Source organism: Empedobacter sp. R132-2 (assembly GCF_030324375.1).
Lineage (GTDB): Bacteria > Bacteroidota > Bacteroidia > Flavobacteriales > Weeksellaceae > Empedobacter > Empedobacter falsenii_B.
Genome location: NZ_JACAGG010000038.1, coordinates 14,157 through 29,853 on the forward strand (window position 1 = coordinate 14,157; position 15,697 = coordinate 29,853).

Below are 15,697 nucleotides of genomic sequence, written 5' to 3' on the forward strand. Positions count from 1 at the left end.
TCAAGGCTTTTTTTATATTCGTCATCTAAATTCATCCAATGAAAAAATTGTTATTCATCGCCTCTCTTTTTACATGTATTACCGCTTTTGCTCAACAGAAAATACATGGAGCTGAATCGTTTGCGTTAACTATTCCAAAAGATTTTCAACGTACAGTTGGGTTAAATGATTATGCAACTATTCAATTTGAAAGTCTTGCTCCAAAGCCGAATTCGTATGGATTTGTGATTTTTGAACACAAAGATGAATTAAAATTGGCAGATTCTAATTTGGATATGATTGATTATACGCTAAATTCTATCGAGCCATATAAAACACAAAAAGGGTTTAATTATATCAAAAAACCTTATGTTGCCTACGAACAGGGATTCAATTATGCTTATACCGAATTTGAAACAAATGATCCCGAATCTGGACATATTTATTTCTTGCAAACTGTAATCGAAACGAAAGAATTTGTCTATCAGATTTTACAATATTGCAGTTTCGAAAATCAAGAAATAATGAAAAGCGATTTTGTCAAAATTGTAAATAGCTTCAAAGTAGAATAATCAACAAAAACCACCCTATTTCGAAAGGTTTTTGTTTTTCTGTTCAATCCAAAGTGACATATATTTTGTACTTTGATGATGATGATGTTGCAAAATTTGACCAATAAAATTTTGATTTCGATGTTGGATTAAATTTGCTTCAATCGATTTAATTTTCTCTAAAAAATCAGCTTCAAATTTATTTTTATTGTAATTCTCGTTCAGAATTTTGATTCCATTTTGTTGAGCAATTTCCCACTCTTTCTCATTATTGTAAAGCAAAATAGCTTTCTCCACAAACGCTTCAAAATCATCTTCTACAAAACCATTCCAATCAAAATTATCTTTCATTGCTTCTGCTCCAATCGTAGTCGTAACCGAAGGAGTTCCAGTTTGCATTGCATCCACAAACTTTCCTTTTACACCAGCGCCAAAATTAATCGGCGCCAACAAAACTTTGTAATTTGACATCGTTTCTTGCGCATTTTCTGCTCTACTTTTGATCAAAAATCGTTCGGAAGGATTATTTAATTGCAAAACTTTTTGCGTTGCATAAGCACCATAAATATGTAATTCAGCTTTCGGAAGTTTCTTTCTCAAAATTGGCCAAATTTCTTTTTTTAAGGTCTGAACACAATTAAAATTAGGTTCATGAATAAAATTTCCGATAAACATAAAATATTCTCTTTCTTCAAAACTTTTCCAAGAATTAATTTTTTCTTCTGTAATTTCATTTTCTAAAAAAGGCAAATAATACAAGATTTTTTCATCAATTTTAAATTGATTTTGTAGAATTTCTATTTCCTTTTTCGAAATCATCAACGATAAATCACAGCGTAAAATAGACGCTATTTCTCGTTTTGCTAAATCAGAAAACAATAAATCTTCTGTAAATTCTATTCCTTTTTTAGCTGCTTCTTGTCGCGCATTTCGTAGAAAATGTAAATCTTCTGTGTCCAAAATTTTCAATGCATTTGGACATTCTTTCGAAACTCGCCAACCATATTGTTCTTCAATCATAAAACGATCAAAAAGAACAATTTCAGGATTTAATTGTTTAATAAAATTATCAAAACTTTCATCATTTAACTGAATTACAACTTCTTTTATTCCTTTCAAAATCAAATCAAAACTATAATCAGATTTTGAAGCAGCGCAGGCAAAAGTTATCTCAAATTCAGCTTTTTGGAAACAATCAATTAACTGAATCATTCGAGTTCCTGCCGCAGAAGAAGTTGGTTCTGGCCAAACTTGACCAATGATTAAAAGTTTTTTCATCCCACAAAATTACACTTTCTGTTTCTTAATTGGAAGATTAAATATTATACACCCAATTTGGCTTATTTTAATGTAAATTTGCAGCTAAAATTATATAAAATGTCTTATCAAACTGTTTTTGAAGAATTTTTCGGGCAAGTAAAATCAAGTATCAAAGAAGGAACTTTTGCAAAACTTACAATGGCCAAAACTATTGGAGATACTGATCTTAAAAATATATTTGTTCGTTTACATCTTTTAGAAAATAATGAGTACAATTTTGCCTTCACATTTCGTTATAAAACCGAAGAAGTTGAGCAATTTCATAGTGTTGAACAGACTTTTTTAATTTTGAGTTCTTACATCAAAAATCCATTTACAAATGCTTTATTATTTACAACTGAAAAAGATTTGATTTTTAAAGTGAACAAAAAAAATGCAGCAAGTTTGACGGAACAAGCACCAACTTTCAAACATGCATCGGATGTGATATTAGAAATGATTGAAAAGAAAATCATTTAATAGACGATTTTTCACATTCAATCTTTAAACAATATAATTTCGTAAATTTGGACTTAATATTTTTCGAAAAATGCTTGGATTAAAACTTTTGACAGACCCACGTTGGGCTGATATTGCGGAAAGAAATTTAGAAGAAATTTTAACAGATCATGCGTGGTGTGAACAAAAAGCGGCGACAAACGCGATTACCATGATTGCGTATAATTCTGAACATGACGAATTTATTCAGGAAATGTCGGATATTGCAATCGAAGAAATGCAACATTTCAAAATGGTTGTAGAAATTATCGAGCGTCGTGGATACAAATTAGGTCGCGAGCGAAAAGATGATTATGTTGGTCAATTGATGAAATTTTGTAAAAAAGATGGTTCTCGAAATATGGCTTTTGTTGATCGTCTATTATTTGCAGCGATGATTGAAGCAAGAAGTTGTGAGCGTTTCAGAACATTATCTCAAAATATAAACGACGAAGAATTAGCAAAGTTTTACTATGATTTGATGGTTTCGGAAGCGAATCATTACACAACTTTCTTAAATTTTGCTCGAAAACTTTCAACTGATGTTGATGTGGACAAACGTTGGAAAGAATGGTTGGATTTTGAAGGAAATTTGATTCAATCTTACGGAAATAAAGAAGCTATACACGGATAGAATTTAGATAATAAAAAAGTGAAATCAAGATTTGATTTCACTTTTTTATTCGACATAAATCAATCGACAAGGAACGTCCAAATCTTCCGTCAAATAATAACTACAACACAAGCGATGATAACCATCTGCAATGATTAATTCGTTCGCAGATCTTACCAACAAAATTGGAGAAAGCTTTTTATTTGCTTTTATTTTTTTGAAATTCTCTTGAACATGTCTATTTTCCAAAGGAAGCAAACTCAATTTACTCGCTCTAAAAATATCTTTGGATTTCTTGATGATTGTTTCGGCTTTCGATAATTTATTTGTAAGTGAAGTAGCTATTTCAGGCTTAAAAATTAATTCCAAATAATCTTGCGCAGCAGGAAAATCGTGATCTTCCGGTTCATCTAACCAAATATTTTTGTCATCTGTTAGGTTTTTCATGCTAATTAAAATTGATAGGTTTTTATAATTTTATCATCTAATAATTGCTTCATCAACATTTTATGTTGTTTACTTTTACCTCTAACCAACCAAGTTGTAGAAACATTTCCATCTGTAGCATGTTGCTTAGCAACCGAAAATTTTAAATCAAATTTTTTAAATAATGTTTGACAATATTCATATTCCTCTTTCGACTTTGTCAGAATTGTATAATATTTAATTTTATGGTAATCATCAATATAATTTTGAAGATAAGTTAATCCAACCAAAATAATCAAAACGATAACACTTCCCAATAAACCTAAATAAACATACCCCGCTCCAATACACATTCCCAACGATGCAGTCGCCCAAATAGTAGTTGCGGTCGTAATCCCTGCAACTTTATTATCGTCCTTAAAAATTACTCCGGCTCCTAAAAATCCAATTCCCGTAATGATATTTGCAGCCAATCGATCAGGATTTCCTACTCCAATTCGGATCGAAAGAATTGTAAACAAACAGGAACCAAAACTAACTAAAATGAATGTTCGTAAACCGGCAGATTTGTTGCGATATTCTCTTTCCGTACCGATCAAAACGCCAATTATAATCGATATACAAATTAAAATCAATTCATTTTGAATCGATTTCGCTAAAAATTCTTCCATAACAGAATATATAACATTAAATATACAAATTTGATCTTTTATTAACTATCCTATATCAATTTAAATCTAAAATTCTATACGTAAATTTGACTAAATCTAAAATAGTATGGAATTAGGAATAGGAATGTTTGGCGATCTACATATTGATCCTAAAACTGGTTATACACAAACTCCTCAACAACGTATGAGTGAGATTATAGAAGAAGTAAAATTAATGGACGAAATTGGATTAGATTTCTTTGGAATTGGAGAACATCATCGTCCTGATTACGCAGTTTCTTCTCCAGAAATTATTTTGGCTGCTTTGTCTACAGTTACAAAAAATATTAAGTTGGGAAGTGCCGTTTCTGTCATCAGTTCTACAGATCCCGTAAAGTTGTATCAAGATTTTGCTAGTGTTGACAATTTATCGAATGGTCGTGCTGAAATTATGGCTGGACGCGGTTCATTCATCGAATCTTTTCCTCTTTTCGGTTATGATTTAAACGATTACGATGCTCTTTTTGATGAAAAACTTCGTTTACTTTTAGATTTAAATAAAAACGAAGTAATCAATTGGCGCGGAAAATTTAGAATGCCAATTATTAATCAAAGTGTTTATCCAAAGCCTGTGCAAGAAAAACTACCTATTTGGATTGCTGTTGGCGGAACAAAATCATCAATTGTACGTGCTGCAACATTAGGTTTACCTATTATTTTCGCGATTATTGGAGGCAATCCTGCTGATTTTAACTATCTGTTCGAAATTTATAAACAAGTTTATATCGAAAATGGTCATGATATTAAAACGATGCAAATTGGCGTTCACATGCACTCTTTTTTTGGAGAAGATAGCGAAAAAATTGCAGAAGAATATTTTCCAATTTATGGTGCACAAATGAATAGAATTGGAGCAAGTAGAGGTTGGCCAAAATATACAAAACCACAGTTTGACTATGGACGTTCTACAAATGGACATTTGATTGTTGGAGACGCTTCTTTAGCGGTTGATCGTATTTTGAAATATCAGGAAATGTTTGGTTTAACTCGTTTTTCTGCACACATGGACGTGGGAGCGCCAAATCACTTGGATATGATGAAATCTATCGAAATTTTTGGAAAAGATATTCTACCAAAAGTGAAAATGTAACAAAATAAATTTAATTTATAATGACAAAAGACACGATTCGTTTTCGTGTCTTTTTTTATTTTTCGTTAAAATTGAATGAATGAAGAAAATATTAGCCTGTTTTATTGTTTTAGCCAACTTCGGTGTGCATGCACAAGAAAGTAATTTTAGAACTTGGAATACCTTAAATATCAATCAAAAAATCAATAAAGATTTTAATTTTCAGTCGGATATACAATATCGTTCGTACGAAGATTTAGATCAGTTACAACAACTTTTGATTCGTGGAGGAATTGGTTACAACTTAACCGAAAATAACAATACAATTTTAGCTGGTTACGCCTACATTCAAAACAGAACTCCTACTGCTACAGACGATTATGCTCATAGTCACGAACATCGTTTGTATCAACAATTCAATACAAAACATGCTTTACAACGTTTTAATTTCGCGCATCGCTTTCGTGTCGAAGAACGCTTTTTAGAAAATGATACACAATTTAGATTTCGTTATCAATTGACTGCAACTGTTCCGCTAAATAATGCCAAATTAATCGAAAACACGTGGTATTTGAAAGCGTATGATGAGATTTTTCTACAAGCTGTAAAAGATAAAACGTTTGATAGAAATCGACTTGGTTTAAGCTTTGGTTACGTTATTTCGCCAACTTTTAGTTTAGAAGCTGGTTATATGTTACAAAGTCTTAAAGCATCTCATACCGATCATTTGATGATTGGATTGACAGTTAATAATCTGATAAAATAGTCTTATCTTGGTTAGGATAATTTACACTTGATTATATGAAAGTCAAGCTAAATGGAAAAACAAAAGTAAAATGCACTATTTTTATTAATTACTAATATAATTAATCTAATCAATAATTTTAATTACTTCATAAAAAAATAAGACCTCTTTAGTCGAAACTAAAGAGGTCTTATTTAAAAATATTTTTTCTAAGCAAAACTTATCAAATCTTCGTAGGCTTTTTTTGCCCCTTCAAAAACTTGTTGTTGCTCTTCTTCAGTTGTAAATTCTTGATTAATATAACCAATAAAAGTTTTCCAGATTTGACCAAGGTTTTCGCCGTAATGTCCAAAATAATTGAAACTTTTATTCTCTAAAAAAGGATACTTTTTCAGTGTTTTTGCAATTACATTTCCGCCAAGCATAGAACCTTCTATCACATACAAAGCTCCAATTGCTTCGGCTCTATTTCGAAGCTCGAATTGTTTTGGTACATTCAATTCTTCTAAACCTAACTCATTGATATCTTGTTCAATCAAAGACAATTTATTGAGTTTTGTTAAGGCTAAATTTTCTAAGTCTTTTTCATTCAAAAATTCTTTAATAGAATCTTCATACGATTTTAGAAAAATATGATTAACCTGCAACATTTTATAATAATTTTTATCTGTAAATGTGCTGTTAAACAATTTATTCGATTCTAATTTATCTTCAATTTCTTTGTGATAAACCGCTGTTTTTTCTTTTAAATAATCAGATAGCATTCGTTAGATTTTTTTAAATGTTAATATAAAAGTTGTTCCTTCTCCTACTTTACTTTCAAAAGATATACCACCATTCATTCTATCCATCATTCTGTGCGCAATAGAAAGCCCTACACCATTTCCAGAGATATTTCCTGTGTTAGACATTCTGCTAAATAGCTTGAACATCTTGTTGTAATCTTCCTGTTTTATTCCGATTCCGTTATCTTTTACTTTAAAAATAACCTCCTCCTCATTCAATTCGGACCATATTTTTATGATTGGATGTTCTGCTTGGGAAGAATATTTTATTGCATTTCCAATAATATTCAAAAAAACCTCATAAAACATTGTTTTATCTCCCAAAACATTATGCACTTCTTCTATAACAACTTGTGTATCATTAGTTTTATAATACAATAAAACATCGTGCACAATCTTCTCTATAATTGGCTTGGTTTCGATTATAGACAAAACAATTTCAGATTTTTTTGCTTTACTCAGCGCCAAAAGATCTTGCATCATTTGCGTCATTCGATCTATTTCATCTATAACACTTTTTAATCGATCACTTTTAATTTCGTCATGTTCTAACGTACGCTGAATCATTTGACAATTCAATTTCATCACTGATAAAGGTGTACGTAAATCGTGAGAAACAGTATACGAAAATGAGTCTAATTCGTCATTTATTTCCTTTAATTGCTCATATAAACTATGAATTTTGAATGATTGTAAATGAAGTGTTTCTATAATTAACTTTATTACTTCTTTGGCAACATATTTTTCTTTATCTAACCAAATAAATGATTTATTCTTAATATTTTCTTGCCAAATCTTGAAAGAAGTTCGAGGCGAAAAACTAAGTATTTCATCTACATGTTTTATTTTATTAGGTTCTCCAGCCCAATTTAGAGTTTGAACTTGTTCTTTTTTGAACCAAATAATAAAATGTTCGTACGTTTGATTTAGAAAACAAAACATTACTCCTGCCGAATTTGGACTAAGATTAAGTTCTTGTCCATAATCTAAATAAAAAGTATTTGAAGTGAATAAACGTGCCGAGTTTCTTTTAAATGCCCACTCTTTTATACGTAAAATCTCATGTTTATCTGGTGTTTCTCCTTCCACAAAAACATCATCAAAATTAACCAATGCAATTCCATTTGCCTTTGTAAGGTTAAGAACCTCTTTTAAATTATTGTTCATTGATTGCTGAAGATTCTCTTCTGTTAAAAGATTTTCTTTCAGCTTGATTGCAGTTTCATTAAAATAATTTTGAAACTTTAATCGTTCAGTTGCTTTAAAATTTACGTAAGTTAATCTAGCTTGACGCGTCAAAAGTTCGGTTTGCAAACGAACCTGATTTGGAATAAATTTTGGTTCAGAATTCTGACACGCTACAATTCCCCACAATTTTTCATTAATCACAATAGAAATAGAGAAACTTGCAGCACAATTTGCATTGCGTAAATATTGTAGATGTATCGGGGAAAGTGCTCTAACAGAAGAGTACATCAAGTTTATTTTTTGATGATTCGTCGCAATTAAAGAAATTCTATTGCTGTTAACATCTGCTACCAAACGACTTTTTTTCTCTAAATACAATTGGCGCGCTTGTTTGGGAATATCAAATTCTGGAAATCGTAAGCCCAAATAAGAGTCTAATCCATTATCAATTTCTTCCGCAATTACGACTCCACTTCCATCCTCCAAAAACTTATACAACATGACTCTGTCGTAATTAATTAATTTTTTTATAGATGAAATCAACCTATCCCAAGTTGCGTCTATCGATTTGGAATAAAGAATTTGTTCCGAAAAATTATAATAAGCTAATCTGTTTTCTAAAATAATCAATTCTTCCAACTCCAAATAAATCAGCTCATCAAAATGATAAGAAGTTAAATGATATGTTTTCGAATTAATTTTTAGGTGAGTTCTACAAAATTCGCCTTGATCTAAATTCAAAACTTCGTCAAAATCAAGCTCAAAATTATAAAGTTGATTGATGTCTTGATTTAAAACATTTTCTGCCGAAATTTGAAATAATTCATCAATATTTTGAGAATAAAATTCAATTTGATGCGAATTTTTATGAATTCCGATCAAATAGCCAAAAGGTTGAATTTCGTTGAGAAACTGAATTTCTTCGTCTTCACAATTTTTGATGATTTGGTTGATCATATAATGGGTGCTTAGAGTATAATAAAATTAATATAAAAATCGAAGTAATTTAAAATTATTTTACTCTTCTTGTCTTTTAATTTTCAGAATATAATTTTCCAACTCTAATTCGTCGGTATCCACTAATTCGAAATCATTAAAATGAGTTAAACGATTCTCAAAAAACGCTGTAACTTTTTCTTTTTCTAACGATGGATGAACCTTGATTCCGTTGAATTTTATGTTCTTCATGTAGACATAAAAATCGTAATCAAAATCGGTTTCTCCCAAATATGTATTGGCAATTTTTCCTTTCCATTTGATGTCAAAAACACCAAATTCTTCTGTGTCTAAAAACGTAATTTCGTGCTGAGCAACCGTGTCATTTCCTAACATCGAAATACCAAAAGCAAGATTTTCTGACTCGTCAAGATTTACTGGAAGAGGATCAATTTCGAATGTTTTTTTATTGAGTTGATTAAAATCTAATTGCGCATCATTTTCGATCTTTATTCCTTTATTGTTCCAATATGTACTTGAGATAATTGCGTGATCATAATTAATCCAAAGTTGCTTTTCGGCATTCTCTTCAGAAATGTCATCTATTTCATCCAAATCATCTTTATATTCTTCTTCTTCGTCATAATTATCTGACTCTAAATGAAGATCCATCCAAAGGTCAAAATTTTCATCAAGGCGAGCACTCCAAACAAAATCTATTACTTTGTGTCCGTTTGTAAATGGGCTATTCGAAAAATATATTTTGTTATTATCCTTACTCATAAATTGGGTTTTGACTTATGTTTTGAATTTACAACGATTATTCTACTCTACAAAATTTTAAAAAATAATTGGTTCGTTTATTAGATATTGTCATTGATTTTCAAAGAAATAAAAAAAGTGCAATTTCTATAGAAATTGCACTTTTAAATTATAGTTATGATTTATAAATCAATTTAATTACAAGGTTTCTTTTAACCACTTGAAAAATTCTGTATGCCAAATCACAGAATTTTGTGGTTTTAACACCCAATGATTTTCTTCAGGGAAATAAATGAAACGAGATTTGATTCCTTTCAATTGTAAAATTTGATAAGCCTCTTGTCCTTGTCCCATTGGCACGCGATAATCGTGACCTCCAACATAAATTAACATTGGCGTATTCCATTTATTTACTAATTCTGTACTACTTGGATCAAATTTAGAATACGTTTTTTGCGCAGCTTTGTTATTTGTTTCCCACCAAGCTCCACCAGCATCCCAGTTTGTAAAGAAAATTTCTTCTGTAGTTCCGTACATCGATTTCAAATCGAAAACACCATTATGTGCAATAAAAGATTTGAAACGACCTTCGTGAATACCTGCTAAATAATAAACAGAATATCCTCCGTAAGATGCACCAACAGCACCACGACGATCTTTATCTACATAAGATTCTTTCGAAATATCATCAATCGCAGCCAAATAATCTTGCATTACTTGTCCTCCCCAATCTTTCGAGATTTGCTCATTCCACTCTACTCCATGACCTGGCATTCCACGACGGTTTGGTGCAATTACAATATACCCTTGCGCTGCCATTAATTGAAAATTCCAACGAGGAGAATAAAATTGAGTTAAAGCAGATTGTGGTCCACCTTGACAATATAATAAAGTTGGGTATTTTTTATTCGGATCGAAATTTGGCGGATAAATTACCCACGCATGCATTTCTTTTCCGTCTGTAGTTTTAATTTTACGTGCTTTTACATCACTCAACGCAATGTTATCGAAGATGTCTTTGTTTTCGTTTGTTAATTGCGTTAATGCTCCAGATTTTAAATCAACTACATAAATTTCTGCAGCGTGATTGATATCTGTTTTTGTAACAATTGCTTTATTACCAACAATTTCTTTGATGTCTGCAATGTCAAAATCACCTTTTGTAATTTGTTTGATAAAAGGCATTTTTCTCATTTTGAAGTTTACATCAACCTCAAATAATTGAATTGTTCCTCCTACTGGCGCATTGAAATAAATTTTGTTACCATCATTGCTCCATTTATAACCTTGTACGGTTCCATCCCAATGTTTTGTAATATTCATTTCGATATCACCACGACGAACGATTAAGTCATTTTTATCTGCCTCGTAACCATCGCGCTCCATGCTCAAAAACGCAAAATCTCCTTGAGAAGAAAAACTTGGTGTATTGTCATAACCCATTTTTCCTTCTGTGATATTTTTCGTCGTTTTCGTTGCTAAATCATATTGATAAATATCTGTATTTGTGCTTAATGCGTAATCTGTTCCGAATTTCTTCTTAGAAACATACAAAACTTTTGTTCCATCTGGCGTCCAAACAAATTCTGAAACTGAATATGGTTCGTCTTTTAAAACATCAATTTTAGTCGAACCTTCTTTATTTTCTGATACAAATAAATGATCGTAATTACCATCATTCCAAGTATCCCAATGTCTGTAATTTAATTCGTTATAAATCTGCACATTTGATTTATCCATTTCTGGATAATAATCAGAACCAAAAACCTTTTGTAATTTAACTTTATCAGTTTCTGCTTTATATTGTTGAGATTTATTCAACGATTCATCAGCCAAAAGCGTTTTATAATCTTCGATTTCCGAAGCTTTTCCTCCTGCCAACGAAATCATATACGTTTTCGATGTGTCTTCTTGTGTTTTTACGTTAGTAGAAGTTACTTTGTAAATCAGATATTTTTGATCTTTCGTTACTCCAACTGGAGCTACTTTTTTTACTTGCCAAAGAAGTTCTGGCGTCATTACTTTTTGTCCCATTGCTGTTGTCGATATCAAGATACTTGCGACTAATACAGAAAATCTATTCATGTTAATTTCAAATCTAAATAATTGTAAAAGTAACAATTCTTTATGGAGAAAGGTAAAATTTATAAATAAAAAAAGACATCATCCAGTACAAATTGTACTTAAATGATGTCTCCGCTAATAATTTTTTCAAATCGTCTAATCGATTCTTAAATTTAGGCTATATATTTTATATTAAACCACTTAATTAAAAGTTTAACTTATTTTTATGAGTAAAAACTGGAATAATTGCTCCAAAAACTAAATTTTGTTGAGAGAATACAATATCCTGTTTTGCTTTATCCGCTTTGTTTGCAGTTGTACGAATATCACTCAAATTAGCATATCCACCTTTTAATTCGGCTTGTACAAAGAAATAATCCCAAAAAGTAAAGTTGATCCCAACCATTGCAGCTGTAGCAAAACCTGCTAAGTGAAACTCATCATAACGTTCGTTACCCATCAATTTTACGTTAGAACGTGGATATAAAATCCCTGCTCCCAAACCAGCTGTTACGTTAACATCGATTCCTTTTCCGTTTTTTGTAATTGGAAAATGTTGAATATTATCAAAACGACGAACCTCTAAATTAGCATAGTTCAAACCATCTGTATGTTCAAATGTTAAGAAATCTTCTGTTAATTTTTGATCAACATTATTATATGTTCCATCGTAATCTGAACCTGTATTGATGTGACCATTCATTTTTACAACTTGGTCTTGATCCATCACATATTTCATGTGATCAATCCCAAAAGAGATATTCCAATTATCCGAAACAAAGTAACCTAAACGGAAGTTATATTGCGGAATCGTCATAGAACTTGGATTGAAATACTTGATTCCAAAAGAAGTTTGACGGTCATGAGCTGCTACATTATCTAATGTAAAATCGTATCCATCTCCTTTGAACTGAATATCTGATTTTGTATACTGCGCGTGATTCCAACCCCAATAAACATAAAATTTACCTTTATTATTTTTTCCTTGCCCGAAAGTAGTTGCAACCAAAGCAACTAAAAACATTACACTTATATACTTTCTCAAAATTTAACTTTTTGCAAATTTATTCTTAAAAAAATTGAGTAAAAATGATTTATGATATCAATTTTATATCTAGACAATATTTAAAATCAATAAACATTGTTAAGCGTCATAAAATAAAATGATAAATATTTATTAAAAATGATGTTCTCTATTTTGTAATTAAAAATTAAAATATATTTTTGTGACATAATGAAAGACTACCTGATAAAACATAGCATTGGAATTTTTTTCACGCTTCTTTTGGTGTTCAGTACGAACATGCAAGGGTTGGCGGGTTATGTAGATTATCAGATGAGAATGGAGCAACAAGACAAAAAAGATTCTTCTGACAATGATCAAAAAGCTTTGTTTTCTCAAACTTCAACTGAAGAAGAAAATAATCAGAAAAATTCTTCGAGCGAAATCACAGAAAAAATACATTATTTCCACGAAATAAAATTGTTTACATTTTTTAATGTGAAACAAACTACACATTCGGATTTTCATCATTCTAATGCATATGCGTCTTTAGACAATGGTGTGACAACTCCACCTCCAGAATTAGTTTAATTTTTTAATTGATTTTTTGCATCATTCTATTCAAATCTATTGAATGGAACAGCAAATTTATTTTTATCATTTCAAATTATTAAATAATTCATTTTAAAACTATTATGAATCTTTTTCAAAATTGGAAAAAGGACATACCTGCGAGTATTGTTGTCTTTTTCGTTGCATTGCCTTTATGTTTAGGTGTTGCGTTGGCCAGTGGTGCGCCTTTATTTGCCGGAATTATTGCGGGAATTGTAGGAGGAATTGTTGTTGGTCTTATTTCTAAATCTCAAATTGGTGTTTCTGGTCCAGCGGCTGGTTTGGTCGTTATTGTTTTAACTGCTATTACAGATTTGGGTGCTTACGAACTATTTTTAGTGGCGGTTGTTATCGCCGGAATTTTTCAGATATTACTAGGTATTCTAAAAGCCGGAGTTATTGGTTATTATTTTCCATCTTCGGTGATTAAAGGAATGTTGTGTGCCATTGGTATTTCAATTTTCTTGAAACAAATTCCCTTAGCGTTAGGCTATACAGAAACATTTAGTTTTAGTAATTTTAGTTTAGATTTTATCACGCCAGGAGCGATTATTATTACAGCAATCTCTTTATTTATCTTGATTGTTTGGGACAATATTTTAGGAAAAAAATCAAACTTTTTCAAATTATTACCAGGATCATTAGTAGCTGTATTAGTGGGTATTTTGTACCAAGTTACAATTGGTGATACTAACCACGAAGTATTTTCTATCGATCACAATTTATTAGTAAAAGTTCCTGTTCCTGAAAGTGTTTCAGATTTCTTAGGACAATTTACTATGCCTGATTTTGCCTCTGGATTAACAAATCCTATGGTTTGGCAAGTGGCATTTACCATCGCAATTGTAGCATCATTAGAGACTTTATTATCTGTAGAAGCAACTGATAAATTAGATCCTTTAAAGCGTCAAACACCTACAAATCGAGAATTGATTGCACAAGGTGTCGGAAACTCTTTAGCTGGTTTAATAGGAGGTTTACCTGTTACGCAAGTTATTGTACGTTCATCTGCAAATGCAATGAGTGGCGGACTTACAAAACTTTCGACAATTACACACGGTGTTTTATTATTAGTAAGTGTAATTTCTATTCCAATGTTTTTAAATTTAATTCCAAATGCGGTTTTAGCCTCTATCCTATTGGTTATTGGATACAAATTAGGTAATCCGAAACAATTCTTGGACATGAAAAAATTAGGAAAAGATCAGTTAATTCCATTCGCAGTAACAGTTATTGCAATTTTGGCAACAGATTTATTAAAAGGTATCATTATTGGTCTTATTGTTGGTGTGGTAGTTTCGTTAATCAAATCGTACAATAACTCGCACGTAATGTTGGTGAAAGAAGGAAATGTTTTCCATATGAATTTTGCTGAAGAGGTAACGTTTGTAAACCGCGGTGCAATTGTAAAAGAATTAGATGGTTTGAAACCTGGTTCTAATCTTGAATTAGATGTTCGTAAAACACGAATTTTAGATTATGATATTATTGAATATTTAGATGAATTTAAAGTCAAAGCAAAAAATAATAACATTAATATTCGACTAATTTCCGAACGTGGAACAGTCGATAATCCCCCATCATTCAGAGAGTTTTTTGGTTATGTATTAGTTGCCGGAGCTCATTAATCTGAAAAATATAAAAATTAAAACAAACACAATAAAATTAAATAAAATGAAAGCACATACATCAGAAACTCAAGCAACGACAACTCCAGAAAAAGCATTAGAATTTTTAAAAGAAGGAAATGCAAGATTTGTTCAAAATTTAAAAGCGAACAGAGATTTACTTTCACAAGTGAATGATACAAGAGAGGGACAATGGCCGTTTGCGGTTGTTTTGAGCTGTATTGATAGCCGTACTTCTGCGGAACTTATTTTCGATCAAGGTTTAGGAGATATTTTCAGTGTACGAATTGCTGGTAATTTCGTTAATCAAGATATTTTAGGTTCGATGGAATTTGGAACAAATGTAGCTGGCTCTAAATTGATTGTTGTCTTAGGACACTCTAAATGTGGCGCTTTGAAAGGCGGATTAGATGCTGAAGCAATTCACAAAACTGGAATGAATAATTTGTGTCATTTGGTTGATCATTTCAATCCAATTATCGACGAAATTATAAAAGATGGTGAAGAACGTTCTTCTAAAAATGCAGATTTATTAGAAAGATTAAATCACCAAAACGTTATACAAACAATAGAAGATATTCGTAACCAAAGTACAACCTTGAACACCTTAGAAAAAGAAGGGAAAATCAAGATAATAGGTGCAAATTACTGTGTAGATTCAGGCGTTGTAACTTGGTTATAAATCAATTAATTCTTTAGATATTTTTTAGTAATGTAAAAGCCACTCGCAGAGTGGCTTTTGTTATTTAATTGGCAATATCCAAAAAACTGTGTAAACATAAATTAAGGTGGGTTTAGTAACTCACCTTATTTATTTTATTAAATTTAT

At 31.0% G+C, this 15,697-nt stretch carries 16 protein-coding genes; 8 read left to right on the plus strand and 8 right to left on the minus strand.

The genetic code is table 11. The annotated features are described in order from the left end of the window. Positions 1–38 precede the first annotated feature (38 nt). Positions 39–551 carry a hypothetical protein gene (locus HXZ69_RS13345; RefSeq protein ID WP_180906231.1) on the plus strand — a complete coding sequence of 171 codons (513 nt, stop codon included), beginning with the start codon at positions 39–41 and terminating at the stop codon, positions 549–551. 15 nt (positions 552–566) lie between these two features. Here HXZ69_RS13345 and HXZ69_RS13350 read toward each other — a convergent pair whose 3' ends face one another. After that, a complete protein-coding gene (locus HXZ69_RS13350) occupies positions 567–1,808 on the minus strand; it encodes a glycosyltransferase (RefSeq protein ID WP_219035006.1) in 1,242 nt (413 codons plus the stop codon). Positions 1,809–1,907: 99 nt separating this feature from the next. Here HXZ69_RS13350 and HXZ69_RS13355 point away from each other — a divergent pair, with 99 nt between their 5' ends. Beyond that, positions 1,908–2,309 carry a hypothetical protein gene (locus HXZ69_RS13355; RefSeq protein ID WP_219035005.1) on the plus strand — a complete coding sequence of 134 codons (402 nt, stop codon included), beginning with the start codon at positions 1,908–1,910 and terminating at the stop codon, positions 2,307–2,309. A gap of 70 nt (positions 2,310–2,379) precedes the next feature. Then, positions 2,380–2,961, plus strand: a complete 582-nt coding sequence (locus HXZ69_RS13360) for a MiaE family protein (protein ID WP_115001228.1) — start codon at positions 2,380–2,382, stop codon at positions 2,959–2,961. Positions 2,962–3,006: 45 nt separating this feature from the next. Here the strand turns inward: HXZ69_RS13360 and HXZ69_RS13365 are convergent, their stop codons facing one another. Then, positions 3,007–3,387, minus strand: a complete 381-nt coding sequence (locus HXZ69_RS13365; protein ID WP_286496269.1) for a hypothetical protein — start codon at positions 3,385–3,387, stop codon at positions 3,007–3,009. Positions 3,388–3,392: 5 nt separating this feature from the next. After that, positions 3,393–4,037, minus strand: a complete 645-nt coding sequence (locus HXZ69_RS13370; RefSeq protein ID WP_280037384.1) for an MgtC/SapB family protein — start codon at positions 4,035–4,037, stop codon at positions 3,393–3,395. Between the two features lie 106 nt (positions 4,038–4,143). Here HXZ69_RS13370 and HXZ69_RS13375 point away from each other — a divergent pair, with 106 nt between their 5' ends. Further along, positions 4,144–5,166, plus strand: a complete 1,023-nt coding sequence (locus HXZ69_RS13375; protein ID WP_219035004.1) for an LLM class flavin-dependent oxidoreductase — start codon at positions 4,144–4,146, stop codon at positions 5,164–5,166. Positions 5,167–5,245: 79 nt separating this feature from the next. After that, positions 5,246–5,911, plus strand: a complete 666-nt coding sequence (locus tag HXZ69_RS13380) for a DUF2490 domain-containing protein (protein WP_286496271.1) — start codon at positions 5,246–5,248, stop codon at positions 5,909–5,911. A 188-nt stretch (positions 5,912–6,099) separates the two neighbouring features. Here the strand turns inward: HXZ69_RS13380 and HXZ69_RS13385 are convergent, their stop codons facing one another. The 5 genes from HXZ69_RS13385 to HXZ69_RS13405 form a co-directional block, all read right to left on the minus strand. Next, positions 6,100–6,654, minus strand: coding sequence for a biliverdin-producing heme oxygenase (locus HXZ69_RS13385; protein WP_286496272.1), 555 nt, complete (start codon positions 6,652–6,654; stop codon positions 6,100–6,102). A gap of 3 nt (positions 6,655–6,657) precedes the next feature. After that, positions 6,658–8,820, minus strand: coding sequence for an ATP-binding protein (locus HXZ69_RS13390; protein ID WP_286496273.1), 2,163 nt, complete (start codon positions 8,818–8,820; stop codon positions 6,658–6,660). Positions 8,821–8,880: 60 nt separating this feature from the next. Further along, positions 8,881–9,582 (minus strand): hypothetical protein, encoded by a 702-nt coding sequence (locus HXZ69_RS13395; RefSeq protein WP_114999896.1) that lies wholly within the window; start codon positions 9,580–9,582, stop codon positions 8,881–8,883. A gap of 177 nt (positions 9,583–9,759) precedes the next feature. Continuing rightward, positions 9,760–11,646: a S9 family peptidase gene (locus HXZ69_RS13400; protein WP_286496274.1), complete on the minus strand. Its 1,887-nt coding sequence runs from the start codon at positions 11,644–11,646 to the stop codon at positions 9,760–9,762. A gap of 184 nt (positions 11,647–11,830) precedes the next feature. Beyond that, on the minus strand, positions 11,831–12,670 hold the full coding sequence (locus tag HXZ69_RS13405; RefSeq protein ID WP_236688191.1) for a hypothetical protein: 840 nt from the start codon (positions 12,668–12,670) through the stop codon (positions 11,831–11,833). A 258-nt stretch (positions 12,671–12,928) separates the two neighbouring features. Between HXZ69_RS13405 and HXZ69_RS13410 the strand changes: the two genes are divergently transcribed. The 3 genes from HXZ69_RS13410 to HXZ69_RS13420 all read left to right on the plus strand — a co-directional run bounded on the left by HXZ69_RS13410 (position 12,929) and on the right by HXZ69_RS13420 (position 15,550). Then, positions 12,929–13,219, plus strand: coding sequence for a hypothetical protein (locus tag HXZ69_RS13410; protein WP_280049760.1), 291 nt, complete (start codon positions 12,929–12,931; stop codon positions 13,217–13,219). A 104-nt stretch (positions 13,220–13,323) separates the two neighbouring features. Further along, on the plus strand, positions 13,324–14,868 hold the full coding sequence (locus HXZ69_RS13415) for a SulP family inorganic anion transporter (protein ID WP_038333625.1): 1,545 nt from the start codon (positions 13,324–13,326) through the stop codon (positions 14,866–14,868). Positions 14,869–14,914: 46 nt separating this feature from the next. After that, positions 14,915–15,550, plus strand: coding sequence for a carbonic anhydrase (locus HXZ69_RS13420; RefSeq protein WP_286496275.1), 636 nt, complete (start codon positions 14,915–14,917; stop codon positions 15,548–15,550). Positions 15,551–15,697: the final 147 nt, after the last annotated feature.